Below are 17,739 nucleotides of genomic sequence, written 5' to 3'. Positions count from 1 at the left end.
AAATTAAGTAATAATTATGCAATATAGGTGATGAACCATGATAAATAAACTTGCCATCCTAGAAACGCCATGATAATTATTGAGATCGCTTTAAGAGTGAATAGGAATCGTTCTTAAATAAAAAGCTGAAGGATTCGGCACTGTAGTGATACAAGCCAAAGGAACCCGCAGTCTAGGCTGCAAGCAATCAAGGAAATGATCGAATGAATCAGGAATATCGCTCGCTGTATGATCGCGAGCATGAGCACTCGAGTTGTGGGGTAGGATTCATCACAGATAAAAGTGGTGAACAAACTCACGATTTACTCGCACTTGCTCATCAAGCTTTATGTACTATCCCACACCGTGGCGGCATGAATGCTGAAGGGATTGGAGATGGTGCAGGGGTCAATATCGACTTATCCGTCAATTTCTACCAAGTCTTACTTTCTCAAGATCAATTGAGTAAAGGTGATTTTGGTGTCGCTAACTTTTTTTTCCCTTTTGACCAATTAGAATTTGACGCAGCCAAACAACTCATTGAACGTACGTTAGCTAAATTCGACTTAGCCATCGCACTCTGGCGAGAAGTCCCTGTATCAAATAAAGCGATTAACCAAGCCTCTCAAAAAGTACAGCAAGCGATACAACAAACCGTTTTTCTCAATGATCGTGAAGGTCGATCCCCAGAAGCCTTTGAACTAGATATCAACTTGGCATTGAGTGAGCTTGAGTCTATTGGCTTCACGGACGATAAGCTGAATGGCTTTTATCCACTCTCTATGAGTTCAAAGACTCAAGTTTATAAAGGTCGTCTCAATTCTTGGGAAGTCGTGCCTTACTTTAAAGATTTAAGTCATTCTGATCATCAAATTACAACGCTATTTTTCCATACTCGCTTTTCAACCAATACCGCTCCAGCCACTATGATGGCACAGCCTTTCCGAAGAATGGCGCACAATGGCGAACTCAACACCGACAAGAAAAACCGTTTAAGCGAAGATGCAATTGCTCGTCAGCAGCACAAAAAGGTAATTTTCCCTAAAGGACAATCAGACTCAGCTCGACTTGATCAAACCTTAGCTAGACGCGTTGTTGAAGATGAACTGGACATCGTCACAGCCGTGCTCGCAATGATGCCACCAGCTTGGGAAAACGATGATACTCTTTCCTCTGAAGTTAAAGCAATGCTGGAATATTTCAGCCTTTCAGAAGAGAAAAACGATGGGCCTGCTGCACTTATCTTCTCAGATGGAGTCAAGGTAGGCGCTAGGCTGGATCGCCTTGGTCTGCGTCCTCTACGTACTGTAGAAACAGAGCGATATCTCGCAGTAATGAGTGAAGCTGGTCAGATAGACTTTCCTGCCGAACAAGTTACTCGATTTGGACGAATCCAAGCGGGCGGCATGATCTACTTTGATCATGCGACAGGGCAGAGTTATGAAACAAAAGAAGTGCTTGAAACCTTAGCTAAAGAGCGCAACTACACTGCCCTATTAGAGTCAGCAAGAATAACGTTGGATGATCTTGAGCCTAGTACTTTAGAACAAATTACTGAAAACAAAACCTTCAGTTCTTACAGCCGCCATGTCGCTTATTCATTAAACCAAGAAAGCTTCAAATTCTTTTTAGACCCAATGATTGAGACTGGTGCGGAAAAGATTACCGCAATGGGCTTTGGTCTTGCTCCTAACGTTTTAACTGACGAAGAAGGGGGGATGTCTAAATACTTTAGTCAACGTTTTGCTCAAGTCACCAACCCTCCTTTAGACTCGCTAAGAGAGTCTGACGGCATGACGTTAAGGGTCGCTTTAGGTGCGAAACCAAACTTTAGCTCGACAGACAACACCCAATTGGTTTTACAATCTCCGATTGTATTACCGCAACAGTTAGAGCAAATACTGGCGCAAAAACACATATCTATCGCGACTTTTGACGCCCTATTTACACCAACTCTCAACAGCAGAGAAGGCAATGCAGAAAGAGTAAAAGAATCCTTATCACAACTTTCTGATGATGTTGAAGCTGCTGTACGCGCAGGACACTGCATCATTGTTTTAAGTGATAAGAATATCGCGAAAGACAAAGCGGCGTTACCGGCTATCCTTGTGGCAACAACAATAAACCAGCGATTGATCAAGCAAGGGCTACGTTTTGACGCCAGCGTGATCTACCAAACTGGACAGGCTGCTAGTAGCCACGATATTGCGTGTATCCTCGGTTTTGGTGTCTCTGCGGTATGTCCGATTTCAGTACATCACCGGGCAATGACACTATCCAAAAATCAATCGGTGGAAGTCGGATTAGCAAACTTCAAGAAAGCATGTGAAAAATCGCTAATGAAGACCATGGGTAAATTTGGTCTTTGTACTGCAGAAAGCTACATCGGAGGGGAGTTCTTTGAATCAAACTTCCTCGACACGGATTCCGAAAATTTAAAAGCATATTTCCCAAATATTAGTTCCCCTGTCGGTGGTGCTCAATTTGAAGATTTGGCATGGAGTAATGCCAAATGGCACTTTAAAGCTCTTGCGATTAACGAAGAAAATCAGATCCCACTCTTAGGTTTGTTTAAAGAACGTCAAGATGGAGCTGGCCACAGTTTTGGTAATACTGCGGTTCGTGAGTACATAAACATGACTCAAGAGACCGTTCGTTACATCGATCAAGAACAAGCGGAACAAGCGTTAGAATCAGCGGTCGTGACCAATGCAGATATTGCCTACAAAGAGTCTGGCTATGAAAAATTAACGCCAGCTCAAATTGATGCGTTTACAGTTACACCATCGTACCGCTCTTTCTCTCAAAGCCTTTATAAAGAACGGGAAACTCGCCCGGCAGCACTTCGCGATATCCTATTGTTACCTTTAGATTTTGGTGCCATTCAAAGCGCTGATGAGTTTTCTCACTTGCTAGATCGATTCCATTTTGAAGGGAATATCGGCTACCTATGGTCAGGCTTAAACGTCACACCACACTCTAGTGACACTCATGTTTTTTCTCTTGAATTACATAAGCCTGAGAATATCAACGCACTCAAAATTGCAATAGAAACAACGTGGGTCAATACGATCAATAAAATCTGGTTAGAAGGCAACGTTCTTTTTGTGGATGCCAAACCAGATCTTTCACGTTTTCTAAGTCGAGTAAAAGCTGCTAGAGCACCTATCGAGTTGAGCGATGTTGCTCCAGCGCACAAAATCACTCCAACATTCGCTTCTGGCGCAATGAGCCATGGTGCACTTAACTCCAACGCTCACCAAGCTGTCGCGCAAGGTACCAACATAGCTGGTGCAATGAGCAACTCCGGAGAAGGGGGCGAGCACTCTTCTCGATTTAACTCGATCAAAGCCAGTAAGATCAAACAGTTTGCTTCTGGTCGATTTGGTGTTTGGGTCGGCTACCTAGCCGATCCTTTACTTGAAGAAATCGAAATAAAGATAGCTCAAGGTGCAAAACCAGGCGAAGGTGGTCAACTGCCTTCCCCAAAAGTAACCGTAGAAATTGCAGCCGCACGTGGCGGAACACCTGGGGTAGAACTAGTCAGCCCTCCCCCACATCACGATACTTATTCTATCGAAGATTTGGGGCAACTGATTCACGATGCGAAAGCTGCGCGAGTCAAAGTTATCGTCAAGCTCGTGTCTTCTGAAGGTATTGGTACCATTGCTGTTGGGGTAGCTAAAGCCGGAGCTGATGTAATCAACGTCGCGGGTAACACTGGTGGTACGGGTGCTGCTGCAGTTACTAGTTTGAAAAATACAGGTCGAGCAGCTGAAATTGGTATATCTGAAGTGCACCAAGCCTTAAGTGAAAATGGGCTTCGAGAAAAAGTAACGCTACGCTGCTCCAATGCGCACCAAACAGGTATTGATGTTATTAAGTCAGCTATCATGGGTGGGGACTCATTCGAGTTTGGTACCACAGCCCTCATGATGTTGAAATGTGTGATGGCTAAAAACTGTAACGTTAAATGCCCTGCTGGATTAACAACTAACCCTGAACTTTATCAAGGTGATCCACGAGCGCTTGCTCAGTACTTCTTAAACGTTGCTCATGAAGTCCGTGAATACCTCGCGAAACTTGGATACTCAAGCCTAAGAGAGATTCGTGGAAAAACTGAATTACTTCACCTAGCTAACCACCACAGCATTGTCGGACGCCTTAATGTCACGGGGCTTTTGCGTGAAGTTAACGAGGTGAAAATTGAGAAACCCGTTTATTTAGAAGCTGACTTTACACCTGATGATGCACTGATTGAATCACTGCTCAATGACTACTTTGAAACAGAGCAGCAGAACATTGTTTTAGATGCAGGTAAGCTCAACAACCGTAACAAATCGACAGGTGGCCAGCTATCTATCGATATTGAGCGTAACCTAAACTATAAAAGTATTGCTACAAACCACCCTTCCGTTAAGTATGCAAGCAACGGTAGACGTTATCTTGATTCCGAGTCTGTCGTCGTAAAAAGTCATGGTAGCGCGGGCCAAAGCTATGCCGCTTTCAACAATAGCGGCTTAGTCATGGAGCATACTGGAACCTGTAATGATGGTGTCGGTAAAGGTTCAAGTGGTGGTCATATTGTTGTTCGCTCACCAAGTAACAATGCTCTTTCTGCGGGCAACAACGTTCTTATTGGTAACTTCGCTTTATTTGGAGCGACAGGCGGTCAAACCTTCATTGAGGGCGAAGCCGGAGACCGATTCGCAGTTCGTAACTCAGGGGCTGTCGCAGTAGTCGAAGGCGTCGGTGACTTCTGTTGTGAATACATGACGAACGGTTCTGTAATCAATCTAGGCGGCTATGGGAAAGGTTTTGGTAATGGTATGTCTGGTGGTGTGAGCTACCAATATGACATAAATGGCAAATTTGCAGCGAGCTGCAGCAAAGATTCAGTGATGACATTACCGTTAATTGAGCATAGCCCTGGCTATGAAGATGCGCTGAAATGGCACTTAGAGCAACACATTCGCTTTACCGACTCTCTCAAAGCACAACAAATCTTGTCAGATTGGGCAACCAGCAGAACTTTATTTACTTTAGTTCTTCCTTTAGCGCTCGTTCAAAGCCAACATCCAGAAAGTATTCTTGCTGCCCACCCACGTAAAAAAATGCTCGAAGAGCTGATTCACGGTGAAGCGAGTCGCCTAATGGAAAACATTCATTTTGCCTATCGTGATGCTACATCACTATCAAATGGCTTAAGCCCTCAATATGGTGAAATGGATAGTTCACTCATCTGTGATCTTTTAGCACAAAGCGGTGTGTTACACCGAGCTCATCAGCTGGTGCAAGTACAGGGTAATAATGAAGCATCAGAACAAAACCGACTCATAAAGCGTATGTTCGAGCTTAAAGACAAAAAGCTTCTGGATTCTATATTGAAAGATGTAAAGGAAGCTATTTCAAATTATAAAGATGACGAGCTATCAGTGCTGCTTGCCCATAAGCGAGTTCAAGACTACAAAGCGTCTCTTACAAGACGTGATGTCTGGGACACTCACTCACGTGGTACTGCTGTATGGATCATCGCTCGTGAAATAGAAATCAACAAGCAGATGAGTGATATAGAGCCACTTAACCAACGCTTAGCGACTCAATATTGTCACGCCTTTGCTGATGTTATTCGATTTGAAATTAAACAAAATAAAGAAGCCCAAACAGCCTAAGGAAAGGCAGTATCTTAAATAGGAAGAACAATGAAAGTACCTCATTTGCCACAAGATATACCATTTAATGAAGACCAGAAGACATGGCTGGCGGGCTTCTTTTCGGGTCTACATTCTCGTTTATTAGTCAAAGAAGAATCCGTTGTCCACGCGGAATCCAAGCCCCAAGTTAAGGCGTTAACCATTTTATATGGTTCACAAACGGGTAATGCAGAAAGCGTAGCTTACGATACTGCAGAAAAAGCTAAAGAATATGGAATGACAGCCAACGTCTTCGATATGGACGATGTTGATGCTCAAATTTTTGTGAAATCATCTCGCATTTTAATCATCACCAGTACCTATGGTGAAGGTGAGATGCCAGACAACGCAGAAAGCCTATGGCAGACGATGGACAATGAAAATGCTCCTAAACTAGAGGGGACCTTCTATTCAATTCTAGCTTTAGGCGATACAAGCTACGATGAATTCTGCCTTGCTGGTAAATTATGGGATGAGCGCCTAGAACAACTTGGAGCAAATCGCGTTACCTCTCGAGTCGACTGTGATATTGATTTTGAACAGCTTGCTGAAGAATGGATGATTGCCACATTACCAATCATTGCTGACAAAGGTGATGACGGTGCAACTTCTCCTCAAGGTGCGCCATCTCCTCAAAAACAAAAATCAAAGTTTGGACGCAAGAATCCACTGCAAGCCACACTCAAACATAAACGCGTTCTAAGCCAAGAAGGATCCAGCAAAGAGATTGTTCACTATGAACTATCACTTGAAGGATCTGGTGAGTTTTATAAGCCAGGTGACGCTCTAAATGTTATCCCTGAAAACCAACCAGATCTGGTTTCAGCATTTCTTGAACATTTAAAATTTAGCGGTAACGAAAAGCCATCTTGGAATGGTGAAAATCACAGTCTAAAAGAAATCTTTACCCAGTACTTGGATATTAGAACCCCTTCTAAAGAGTTTGTAAAAGCGATGGCTGAAGCAGCTAGTGATCATAAGCTAATAGAGATGATCGCCAACGAAGACACTTCAGCTTTGAATGATTTTTTATGGGGCAAAGACACATTAGATATTTTACGTCACTACCCCAATGTTACGCTTTCACTGGCTGAAGTATTGTCATTGCTCAAACCTATCGCTCCAAGAGCATATTCAATTTCTTCAAGCTTGAATAAAAACAAAGATGAAGTGCACCTAACGATTGGTAGCGTTCGTTATCAAAATGAGGATCGCAGTTACAATGGTACCTGCTCAAGTTGGCTTGCAGACCTGGTTAACGAAGGTGGAAAAGTACCGTGCTACTTTGCGCCAAATAAAAACTTTGCGGTTCCAGAAGACGACAAAGCACCAATGATTATGGTTGGACCCGGGACAGGCATAGCACCGTTTAGAGCTTTCTTAGAAGAGCGGGAAATACAGGCTTCCCCTGGTGATAACTGGCTGATTTTTGGAGATCGTAATAGCGCCACCGATTACATATACCAAGAAGAAATCGAGGTGCTGCAATCTAAAGGGGTTTTAACTCGTTTAGATCTAGCTTTCTCTAGAGATCAAGCTGAGAAGGTTTACGTCCAAGATAAGATGCGAGACAACGGAGCTGAACTGTTTGCATGGCTTGAACGAGGCGGTTACTTTTTTGTATGTGGTGACGCGTATTATATGGCGAAAGACGTTGATAAAGCGTTACATGACATCATATCTACACATGGTCAATTCAACCAAGAAGAAACCAAAGAATACGTAAGCAAGTTAAAGAAACAAAAACGTTATGTTCGTGATGTTTATTAATTGAACTAAAACCTTGACCTAAACTAAAAAGGATCCAAATATTGGATCCTTTTTACTGTAAATAACAAATCATAATAAAAACAGTGGGTATTAATATGACAAAAAACATGAAAAAAATCGCTCTCCTAACCATCACTCTTTTAGGATTAACGGCATGTAGTCAAGGGGTAACAACAATGACAGATAGAACTTCATCACCTTGTGGTGACAAACCAAACTGCGTTTCAACGCAAGACAATCGTGAACAGCATTCTTTGGCAACATTTACTCTTTCTGAAACCGCTACATTAGATCAAATTGAAACAGTAGCTCTTGCTATACCGAGATCAAAAACAGCAGAAAAAACGGGCGATTATTTACGCATTGAATACACCAGTTTAATTATGCGCTTTGTCGATGATCTAGAGTTAAAGATAGTAGATGGAGAGCTTCTTGTTCGCTCTGAGTCTCGCACAGGTCACTCAGATTTTGGTGTAAACCGAAAACGTGCAGAGCAGCTTAGAGAATCATTAAAAGTCGCAAAGCTAATTAAGTAGGTCGACCTTATCCTTCACTTACCAAGACAATAAGATTGAATGTCATCGAGAAGTACTTTGAGCAGTCGCTAGCCGCTTCTTTTCCATGCTACAATTTCGGTCTACTGTTCTACTATTTTAAAGAGATTACACATGAAAATCGGCATCATTGGCGCAATGGAACAAGAAGTTGCGATCCTAAAAGCAGCTATTACTGACATGAACGAAGTAAACAAAGGTGGTTGTACTTTCTTTTCTGGACAGCTAAATGGTGTTGACGTTGTATTGCTACAATCTGGTATTGGTAAAGTAGCGGCAGCTGTTGGTACGTCTATCTTATTAAGTGAGTACCAACCTGATGTTGTCATCAACTCAGGCTCTGCTGGTGGTTTTGACTCTAGCCTAAACTTAGGCGATGTGGTTATCTCAACAGAAGTTCGCCACCACGATGCCGATGTAACCGCGTTCGGCTACGAAATTGGTCAAATGGCAGGTCAACCCGCTGCATTCAAAGCAGACGAAAAATTAATGGCCGTAGCTGAAAAAGCCCTAGCTCAAATCTCTCTTTCTGAAGGCAAAAATGTTCATGCCGTTCGTGGTTTGATTTGTACTGGAGATGCCTTTGTCTGCACACCTGAACGTCAAGAGTTTATCCGCAAGCACTTCCCTTCTGTTATCGCAGTTGAAATGGAAGCATCAGCTATTGCTCAAGTTTGTCATCAATTCCAAGTTCCATTTGTTGTAGTACGTGCAATTTCTGATGTTGCAGATAAAGAGTCTCCAATGAGTTTTGAAGAATTCTTACCTCTTGCGGCTCAAAGTTCTTCAGAGATGGTTCTGAAGATGGTTGAACTTCTTAAGTAAGCACCGACACAATGCAAACACTGTTTGACCAAGTATTTGCAAATGGAGTGCTCCTCGTGATGTGGGGAGCACTGCTATTTCATCTTATTTTACCTATACCACATGCTGCACATCCCGCGACTCTTTGGCATAAGTTTGCGGAGCTGTTGGCTAGCAAAGTGAATACTAACCAAAGTTACTCACAAAGCTTATTGTCAGGTTCTTTGGCGTGGCTGCTCATGTGCTTCCCTGCTTTGATTACTTTAATCGCACTCAAACCGCTAATGTGGCAACCACAATTTTTTGAACTCGCCTTACTGCTGCTTGCTATAGATTGGCGAAATAATGAAAAATTGGCTAATCAACTCATCAGAGCATTAGGAAAACAAGACAAAAACAAAGCTCGCGGTCTATTGGCACCCATTGTTAACCGTCAAACAGAGACCCTATCTGTTTTAGGGTTAGGCAAAGCAGGGGCTGAAACCATCATTATGGGTTATGGTCGAAATGTTATCTGCGTTCTTTTCTGGTATGCCATCGGTGGTGGTATTGCAGCATTAATGTATCGACTCACAGCAGAGCTTGCGAGAGCTTGGTCACCAAGTCGACGTCAGTTTTCTCCTTTTGGACTGACAGTAACGAAAGTAGTTGCCGTTTTAGATTTTATTCCCTTACGTCTATTTGCTCTGATGATTGTATTTGGCTCAAAAGCTAGCCATACCTTTAGCTCTATGCTGACTCAAAGTAAATCATGGCCACTGCCAGGACCTGCTTGGTTAATCACTGCAGCAGGTAATAAATTAGAACTGTCACTCGGCGGACCTGCAATCTATAACGACACCAAGGCTGTACGTGCAAAGTTAGGTGGTCGTATCGTCCCATCAGCTTTACATTTATCCCAACTCCAGAAATTACTCGCTTGGAGAATCATGGCTTGGGTTTTTATTCAAAGCATCATTTTACTCGTTATCCATCAAGGCATTTAAATTGAATTTCCACCTTGTATTAATCATTTCCATATTTACACTCAACCTCTCTACTCCCTCTTTTTCAGCCAGTGATATAAAACCCGCTCAGCGAGTTATTAGCCTTGCCCCGCATGCAACTGAGCTTGCCTACGCTGCTGGTCTTGGTGATAAATTAATTGCCGTGAGTGAGCATAGTGATTATCCCGAAGAAGCAGCTAGATTAGAGAAAGTAGCTAACTACCAAGGCATTAAAGTCGAAAAAATAATCGCCCTACAACCTGATCTTATTTTGGCTTGGCCTGCTGGGAACCCGCCTAGAGAATTGGCAAAACTCGAACAATTTGGTTTTGAAATTTATTATTCAAAAACAAAAACGCTCGATAACATAGCTAATAATATTGAACAGTTAAGCCAATATGCAAGTAACCCTGAGATTGGAAAAAAGAACGCTCAAAACTACCGAAATAGCATTCAGTCTCTAAAAGAAAAATACCAAAATGCAGAACCTGTTCGCTATTTCTATCAGCTCAGTGAGAAACCAATTATCACGGTAGCAAAAGGGAATTGGCCTAGTGAGGTATTTAATTTTTGCGGAGGTGAAAACATTTTTGAATCTAGCGGCTCACCCTACCCTCAAGTAAGTATTGAACAAGTGGTAATCAACAAGCCAGAAGTCATATTCACCTCCCAGCATGCCATAGAGAATGGGAATATGTGGGAAGGGTGGAAAAATGAAATTCCAGCAATCAATAAAAATCAAATTTGGTCCCTTAATTCAGACTGGATTAACCGCCCAACAGACCGAACTTTAAAAGCTATCGGGCAAGTGTGCGATTACTTTGATAAAGCTCGCCAAAATCGCTAACTTTTTCCTGAAAATTTTCGTACAATTCGCGCTCTACCTGTTCCCACAACTTTTATAAGAGCGCTAGTATCATGGACTCCATGCTGCTTTACTTTATTGATTTATTTGGCACTGCTATTTTCGCTATATCTGGCGTAATTTTAGCTGGTCGGCTAAAAATGGACCCATTTGGTGTAGCTGTATTAGGAAGTGTAACTGCTATCGGCGGTGGCACTATTCGCGATATGGCACTGGGTGCTACTCCTGTTTTTTGGATAACAGACACCACTTACCTTTGGGTAATTCTAACAACATGCCTCATAACCATGATAATTGTTAGACGCCCTAAACGTTTAGCATGGTGGATTCTGCCAGTCAGTGACGCCATAGGGCTTGCGGTTTTTGTTGGTATTGGTGTTGAGAAAGCCCTCTCCTATCAAGATTCAGCATTAGTGGCTATCATCATGGGTGTAATCACTGGCTGTGGTGGCGGTATTATCCGTGACGTGCTTGCTCGTGAAGTCCCAATGATTCTAAGAAGTGAAGTCTACGCGACCGCTTGTATCATTGGTGGCGTTTTCCATACTATGGCAATTAGTATGGGGCACGATTCAGAAACCGCATTTTTAGCCGGTGTATTCTCAACATTGTTGATTAGGCTTGGTGCCATTCGATGGCACTTATCATTACCGACTTTTGCCATCAAATAGGCTATCGGTAAAAATAAAAAAGTGCTCCGCAAAGGAGCCTTTTTTATCTGCGACCTTCACCACAAGCCTTTTGCTTTCTTTGTTACTATTTTCTAGTCTAATTAAAAATGCCTAACTTAGTTCAAAGCTTTAGTTTCAAATCTAGAGAATGGATAGTGTTTAAGGTAAGTTGAAACAATCATTCCCAACTTTCATGAATACAGCCTAATGCTACTCGAAGGAATCGAAACTCTATTGGTTTTAAGTAAAGCAAAAACCATGAGCCGCACTGGCAGTTTGCTTTATATCAGCCAATCAGCAGTTAGCAAACGAATTGCTAACCTAGAAAAGAAACTAGGAAAAAAGCTCATAGAACCGAACGGCCGGCAGATAAAACTAACACCAGCTGCGATTGCATTAATCGAGAGTATTGGTCCTACATTCAATGAGCTTCGTGGGCTTATTTATGAACAGCAAGAATTGGAAGATACCACTCTCATCACCTTAGATAGTTCTAAATCGCTGATCGCTGGTTATTTAGGTGCGATGATGGGGCAATTTATCCAACAAGATAAATACATCACTATCACCACCAACCACACTCCTAGAATTATAGAACGAGTACAATCGGGCAAAGCGACTTTAGGGTTGTGTGCTGGTCTATTGCCACCACATCATGGATTGATGACATTCCATCTGTTTGATGAACCGTTCTACATAGTGAGTAAGACGCCGCTAGTGAAGCTTCCACCCAAAATCATCACTAACGATATGACTAACCCCGCGAACTCTTATCAGCTGTCTGTATTAGAAAGGTTTGGTATTAAGCCCCTGATGGAGATGGATGCCTACACAGCAGCCGCTCAACTTGCGTTGGGTGGGACAGGTCCGGCTTTAATCCCGCTATCGATCGTCAAGACACTTAATATTGAGCCTCAATATTTGTATAGCTTTCCCGAATTAAAGGGGCTGATTCGACCAATTCATATCTGTGTAAGACCGAATAGCTACCAGTCTCCACGAGTTAAAATACTGATAGAAACCATTGTTGATGCTGTTCCCAAAGCAGTTTAGACGCCATTAGCATCGACATCACGATCACAAGGGGACGAATCCATTTTTGCCCTTTTGTCACCACCACTTTAGCGCCGAGTTGAGCCCCCATAAAACCGCCAACCGCCATCACTAACCCTAACTCCCAAATTGGTAAGCCAGCCAAGATAAAGAAGATTAAAGCGGCGATATTCGAGGTGAAATTAAGCACCTTAGTTCGCGCCGTAGCATCGACTAATGAAAAATGACCTATCGCGACAAAGCAAACAGTGAAAATGGAACCAGTTCCTGGACCAAAAAAACCATCATAGAAACCAACACCACCACCAACACACAAAGCAAAGATCGCCTCGGAGATCTTTGCTTTTCCTTCAGACGCTTTGGTTTGTGGAGCTAATAAGAAATAGAGGGAAATAGCAATAAGCAGAAGTGGGATCACGCTAGTCAGTAAACTCGCATCAATGTGCTGAACTAACTCAGCACCAATTGCAGAGCCTATAAAGGTACAAAAGATAGCGAGACGCATCTCCTTAATGCTGACAATACCATTACGTACGAAATACCAACTTGCTGAGAAGCTGCCAAATGAGCTTTGGAGTTTGTTGGTTGCCAGTGCTTGCGTTGGTGGTACTCCTGCCGCTAGCAATGCCGGTAGAGTGATTAACCCACCGCCGCCAGCCATTGCATCAATAAAGCCAGCTGCCGTTGCGACAACAAACAAAATAGCCAATATTTCAAGAGTGATTTCCATATACCCAACACCTTACATTCCCGTATAGCGACAAGTTACCACTCACGACAGGCGATCAATAACGAAACACAAGATTCTAACCTATTCTAAATATTCATCATTTAACTCAAGCAAGATAACAGACATAAAAAAGCCCACTCCGAAGAGTGGGCTTTGAACATTTATATCCGTTTAACAGCGATACACTTTAGGCGATTAAGCTTGAGAAGCTTTAACCTGAGCGTGTAGCTCTTGAACCGAAGTTACTGACGTCTTCGCGTCTGCAGTGTGCGCCATACAAGTCGCGAATGCAGCGTTTAGCGTAGTCGTGTAGTTAACTTTCTCAGCAAGTGCACCACGACGAAGAACTTTTGAATCTTCAATCGCTTGACGGCCAGCTGCAGTGTTCACGATGTACGTGTACTCGTTGTTCTTGATACGGTCAAGAATATGAGGACGACCTTCGTGTACTTTGTTTACTAGACGAGGGTTGATGCCCGCTTCGCCAAGGATAACAGCAGTACCGTGAGTTGCGTCTAGCTGGTAACCAAGCTTAGATAGCTTAGAAGCTAGGTCAACAACACGTTCTTTATCGCCTTCACGAACAGAAAGAAGTGCACGACCACCTTCTGGGTAAATATTGCCACAACCCAATTCAGCTTTAGAATATGCTTCAGCAAACGTTGCACCAACACCCATAACTTCACCAGTAGAGCGCATTTCTGGGCCTAATAGTGGGTCAACACCAGGGAATTTGTTGAACGGCAGAACAACTTCTTTCACTGAGTAGTATGGTGGGATAATTTCTTTCGTAAAGCCTTGAGATTCTAGAGATTGACCCGCCATAACACGTGCTGCAATCTTAGCGACAGCTGCGCCTGTTGCTTTCGATACAAACGGTACTGTACGTGCTGCACGAGGGTTAACCTCGATTAGGTACACTTCGTTGTTCTTAACAGCAAACTGCGTATTCATTAGACCACGAACACCCAACTCAAACGCTAGCTTTTCAACTTGCTCACGCATTACGTCTTGGATTTCTTGGCTTAGCGTGTAAGCAGGCAGAGAACATGCTGAGTCACCAGAGTGAACACCCGCTTGTTCGATATGCTCCATGATACCCGCAATAACAACGCGTTCACCGTCACAAATTGCATCAACATCTACTTCAACAGCATCGTCAAGGAAACTATCAAGTAGTACTGGAGATTCATTTGAAACGCTTACCGCTTCGTTGAAGTAGCGACGTAAGTCTTGCTCGTCATATACGATTTCCATCGCACGACCACCAAGAACATAAGAAGGACGAACAACCAATGGGAAGCCGATTTCGCGAGATTTCTCTACCGCTTGCTCCATTGTTGTTACTGTCGCGTTTTCTGGTTGTAGAAGGCCAAGACGGTCAACAGCAACCTGGAAACGCTCACGGTCTTCTGCACGGTCGATTGCGTCTGGGCTAGTACCAATGATTGGTACGCCAGCAGCTTCAAGCTCACGAGCCAGTTTCAGTGGTGTTTGACCACCGTACTGAACGATAACGCCTTTTGGCTTCTCAACACGAACGATTGCTAGTACGTCTTCCAGAGTTACTGGTTCAAAGTACAGACGGTCAGACGTATCGTAGTCTGTCGAAACTGTCTCAGGGTTACAGTTAACCATGATTGTTTCGTAGCCATCTTCACGTAATGCTAGAGATGCATGTACACAACAGTAATCGAATTCAATACCTTGGCCGATACGGTTTGGACCGCCGCCTAAGATCATGATTTTTTCTTTATCTGTTGGGTTAGATTCACATTCGTCATCGTAAGATGAGTACATGTAAGCCGTATCAGAAGAGAACTCAGCCGCACACGTATCTACACGCTTGTAGACTGGGTGAATATCGTATTGGTCACGTAGACGACGAATTTCACTTTCAGCCACACCTAGAATCTTAGACAGGCGAGCATCAGCAAAACCTTTACGCTTAAGCTTCATTAGCTCGTCTTTATTCAGACCAGCAAAGCCTTTCGCTTTAAGTTCTTGCTCTAGTTTTACGATGTCTTCAATTTGAACTAGGAACCAACGGTCAATTTGCGTTAGGTTGAATACACCATCGACTGACATACCAGCACGGAAAGCATCTGCGATATACCAAATACGGTCAGAACCAGCTTCTTTAAGCTCATGGCGAATCGTCGTTAGAGCATCAGGTGCATCTAGGTCAACCATTTCGTCAAAACCAGTTGCGCCAACTTCTAGACCGCGAAGTGCTTTCTGTAGAGATTCTTGTTGGTTACGGCCGATAGCCATAACTTCACCAACCGACTTCATTTGAGTCGTTAGACGGTCGTTAGCACCTGCAAACTTCTCGAAGTTAAAACGAGGAATCTTAGTTACTACGTAATCGATTGTTGGTTCGAATGATGCTGGCGTTGCGCCACCAGTGATGTCATTCATTAGCTCATCTAGCGTAAAGCCAACAGCCAGTTTCGCTGCAATCTTAGCGATTGGGAAACCTGTTGCTTTAGAAGCAAGTGCAGAAGAACGAGATACACGTGGGTTCATCTCGATGATAACCATACGGCCATCTTTCGGGTTAATACCAAACTGTACGTTTGAGCCACCCGTTTCAACACCAATCTCACGCAGTACCGCTAGAGAAGCGTTACGCATTAGTTGGTATTCTTTGTCTGTTAGCGTTTGAGCAGGAGCCACGGTGATCGAGTCACCAGTGTGAATACCCATTGGGTCAAAGTTTTCAATCGCACATACGATGATGCAGTTGTCGTTCTTGTCGCGAACCACTTCCATCTCATACTCTTTCCAACCGATAAGTGACTCATCGATTAGAAGTTCGTTGGTTGGAGAAAGATCCAGACCACGACGACAAATTTCTTCAAATTCTTCTTTGTTATAAGCGATACCACCGCCTGTACCACCCATCGTAAACGATGGACGAATGATACAAGGGAAACCAACCATTTCTTGAACTTTGTAAGCTTCTTCCATCGTTTTCGCTGTATCAGCCGTTGGACACTCAAGACCAATAGCTTTCATTGCTTTATCAAAACGAGAGCGGTCTTCAGCTTTATCGATAGCGTCAGCAGTTGCGCCAATCATCTCTACGCCGAACTCTTCAAGTACACCGTATTTTTCTAAATCTAACGCACAGTTAAGTGCAGTTTGACCACCCATTGTCGGTAGAACTGCATCTGGCTTCTCTTTAGCGATGATGTTACGAACCACTTCCCATTGAATAGGTTCGATGTAAGTCGCATCAGCCATGTCTGGGTCAGTCATGATTGTCGCTGGGTTCGAGTTTACAAGAATAACTCGGTAACCTTCTTCGCGAAGTGCTTTACAAGCTTGAGCACCAGAGTAATCAAACTCACATGCTTGACCGATAACAATCGGACCAGCACCTAGAATTAGAACACTTTTAATGTCAGTACGTTTTGGCATTATCTACTACTCCGGATTACGCTGTGTGCTGTTTAATTAATTCAATGAAGTGGTCGAATAGCGGCGCCGCATCTTCTGGACCTGGGCTTGCTTCTGGGTGACCTTGGAAGCTAAATGCTGGTTTATCTGTACGGTGGATACCTTGTAGAGAACCATCAAATAGAGACTTATGAGTCGCTCGTAATGTCTCTGGAAGCGTATCTTCGTCAGCAGCGAAGCCGTGGTTTTGTGAAGTAATCATCACTACATCACGATCTAAGTCTTTAACCGGGTGGTTTGCACCGTGGTGGCCAAACTTCATCTTCACTGTTTTAGCGCCTGACGCAAGAGCAAGAATCTGGTGACCTAGACAGATACCAAAGATTGGTAAACCTTTTTCTAGGAACACTTTTGTTGCTTCAATCGCGTAAGTACATGGTTCTGGGTCACCAGGACCATTTGAAAGGAAAACGCCGTCAGGGTTTAGAGCGAGTACTTCTTCTGCTGAAGTTTCAGCAGGAACAACCGTTAGGCGGCAGCCGCGGTCAACAAGCATTCGTAAGATATTTCGTTTTGCACCGAAGTCATAAGCAACAACGTGGTATGGCAATTCAGAGTCTGCTTTCGCTTCAGGAAGTCCACCCGTAAGCGTCCACGAACCTTGTTTCCATTGATACGCTTCTTTTGTTGTAACTTCTTTCGCAAGGTCCATACCTTTCAGGCCAGGGAATTCTTTTGCTTTAGCTAGAGCCAAAGCTTCATCTAAATTGTTACCCGCTACGATACAACCGTTTTGCGCGCCTTTCTCTCGTAAAATACGCGTCAACTTACGAGTGTCTATGTCAGCAATACCAATAACGTTTTGCGACTTTAGATAATCAGAAAGAGATTGTTCATTACGGAAGTTAGAAGCGATTAGAGGGAGATCGCGAATCACAAGGCCTTGAGCATGGATTGAAGAGGATTCTTCATCTTCGGAATTGGTTCCGGTATTGCCAATGTGAGGATAAGTAAGGGTAACGATTTGTTGAGAATAGGAAGGATCAGTGAGGATTTCTTGGTACCCCGTCATCGAGGTATTAAAAACGACTTCACCAACTGCAGAACCGACCGCGCCGATGGCTTCACCGTGAAATACTGTCCCATCTTCTAGGACAAGCAGTGCTGACTTCTTCAAGACAACCTCCAGAAATAAAAATGCATTAAAATTGATTTAATTTGCAAATCTA

Annotated in this window: 11 protein-coding genes; 8 read left to right on the top strand and 3 right to left on the bottom strand. The window is 43.3% G+C overall.

The genetic code is table 11. The features are described from left to right. Positions 1-203: 203 nt before the first annotated feature. The 8 genes from OCU78_RS02440 (at position 204) to OCU78_RS02405 (ending at position 12,375) form a co-directional block, all read left to right on the top strand. Positions 204-5,651: a glutamate synthase-related protein gene (locus OCU78_RS02440; protein WP_137374515.1), complete on the top strand. Its 5,448-nt coding sequence runs from the start codon at positions 204-206 to the stop codon at positions 5,649-5,651. Positions 5,652-5,681: 30 nt separating this feature from the next. After that, positions 5,682-7,442 carry a diflavin oxidoreductase gene (locus OCU78_RS02435; RefSeq protein WP_137374514.1) on the top strand — a complete coding sequence of 587 codons (1,761 nt, stop codon included), beginning with the start codon at positions 5,682-5,684 and terminating at the stop codon, positions 7,440-7,442. 107 nt (positions 7,443-7,549) lie between these two features. Next, entirely contained in the window at positions 7,550-7,978 is a 429-nt protein-coding gene (locus OCU78_RS02430; RefSeq protein WP_137374513.1) for a DUF1499 domain-containing protein, read from the top strand. Between the two features lie 132 nt (positions 7,979-8,110). Then, positions 8,111-8,821 (top strand): 5'-methylthioadenosine/S-adenosylhomocysteine nucleosidase, encoded by a 711-nt coding sequence (gene mtnN, locus OCU78_RS02425; RefSeq protein WP_137374512.1) that lies wholly within the window; start codon positions 8,111-8,113, stop codon positions 8,819-8,821. A gap of 11 nt (positions 8,822-8,832) precedes the next feature. Continuing rightward, positions 8,833-9,786, top strand: a complete 954-nt coding sequence (locus OCU78_RS02420; protein ID WP_137374511.1) for a cobalamin biosynthesis family protein — start codon at positions 8,833-8,835, stop codon at positions 9,784-9,786. 25 nt (positions 9,787-9,811) lie between these two features. Then, positions 9,812-10,633, top strand: a complete 822-nt coding sequence (btuF, locus tag OCU78_RS02415) for a vitamin B12 ABC transporter substrate-binding protein BtuF (RefSeq protein WP_240701767.1) — start codon at positions 9,812-9,814, stop codon at positions 10,631-10,633. Between the two features lie 71 nt (positions 10,634-10,704). Next, a complete protein-coding gene (locus OCU78_RS02410) occupies positions 10,705-11,322 on the top strand; it encodes a TRIC cation channel family protein (protein WP_137374510.1) in 618 nt (205 codons plus the stop codon). Positions 11,323-11,529: 207 nt separating this feature from the next. Beyond that, on the top strand, positions 11,530-12,375 hold the full coding sequence (locus OCU78_RS02405) for a LysR family transcriptional regulator (protein ID WP_137374509.1): 846 nt from the start codon (positions 11,530-11,532) through the stop codon (positions 12,373-12,375). On the opposite strand, the gene OCU78_RS02400 is transcribed toward OCU78_RS02405, so the two are convergent. The 3 genes from OCU78_RS02400 to carA all read right to left on the bottom strand — a co-directional run bounded on the left by OCU78_RS02400 (position 12,326) and on the right by carA (position 17,687). Then, positions 12,326-13,105: a TSUP family transporter gene (locus tag OCU78_RS02400; protein WP_137374508.1), complete on the bottom strand. Its 780-nt coding sequence runs from the start codon at positions 13,103-13,105 to the stop codon at positions 12,326-12,328. The genes OCU78_RS02405 and OCU78_RS02400 overlap by 50 nt on opposite strands. Positions 13,106-13,300: 195 nt before the next feature. Further along, entirely contained in the window at positions 13,301-16,531 is a 3,231-nt protein-coding gene (gene carB, locus OCU78_RS02395; RefSeq protein ID WP_137374507.1) for a carbamoyl-phosphate synthase large subunit, read from the bottom strand. A 16-nt stretch (positions 16,532-16,547) separates the two neighbouring features. Next, a complete protein-coding gene (carA, locus tag OCU78_RS02390; protein WP_137374506.1) occupies positions 16,548-17,687 on the bottom strand; it encodes a glutamine-hydrolyzing carbamoyl-phosphate synthase small subunit in 1,140 nt (379 codons plus the stop codon). Positions 17,688-17,739: the final 52 nt, after the last annotated feature.

The sequence above is a fragment of the Vibrio gallaecicus genome, assembly GCF_024347495.1.
In the GTDB taxonomy this organism is placed as follows: Bacteria; Pseudomonadota; Gammaproteobacteria; order Enterobacterales; family Vibrionaceae; genus Vibrio; species Vibrio gallaecicus.
This window is presented reverse-complemented; position numbering and strand designations above follow the sequence as displayed.

Bases quoted from the DNA above. Each gene is read 5' to 3' on its own strand.
- OCU78_RS02420 (WP_137374511.1), top strand. From the start codon at position 8,833: ATGCAAACACTGTTTGACCAAGTATTTGCAAATGGAGTGCTCCTCGTG.
- OCU78_RS02405 (WP_137374509.1), top strand. From the start codon at position 11,530: ATGCTACTCGAAGGAATCGAAACTCTATTGGTTTTAAGTAAAGCAAAA.
- OCU78_RS02400 (WP_137374508.1), bottom strand. From the start codon at position 13,105: ATGGAAATCACTCTTGAAATATTGGCTATTTTGTTTGTTGTCGCAACG.
- OCU78_RS02410 (WP_137374510.1), top strand. From the start codon at position 10,705: ATGGACTCCATGCTGCTTTACTTTATTGATTTATTTGGCACTGCTATT.
- OCU78_RS02430 (WP_137374513.1), top strand. From the start codon at position 7,550: ATGAAAAAAATCGCTCTCCTAACCATCACTCTTTTAGGATTAACGGCA.
- carB (WP_137374507.1), bottom strand. From the start codon at position 16,531: ATGCCAAAACGTACTGACATTAAAAGTGTTCTAATTCTAGGTGCTGGT.
- OCU78_RS02440 (WP_137374515.1), top strand. From the start codon at position 204: ATGAATCAGGAATATCGCTCGCTGTATGATCGCGAGCATGAGCACTCG.
- mtnN (WP_137374512.1), top strand. From the start codon at position 8,111: ATGAAAATCGGCATCATTGGCGCAATGGAACAAGAAGTTGCGATCCTA.
- OCU78_RS02435 (WP_137374514.1), top strand. From the start codon at position 5,682: ATGAAAGTACCTCATTTGCCACAAGATATACCATTTAATGAAGACCAG.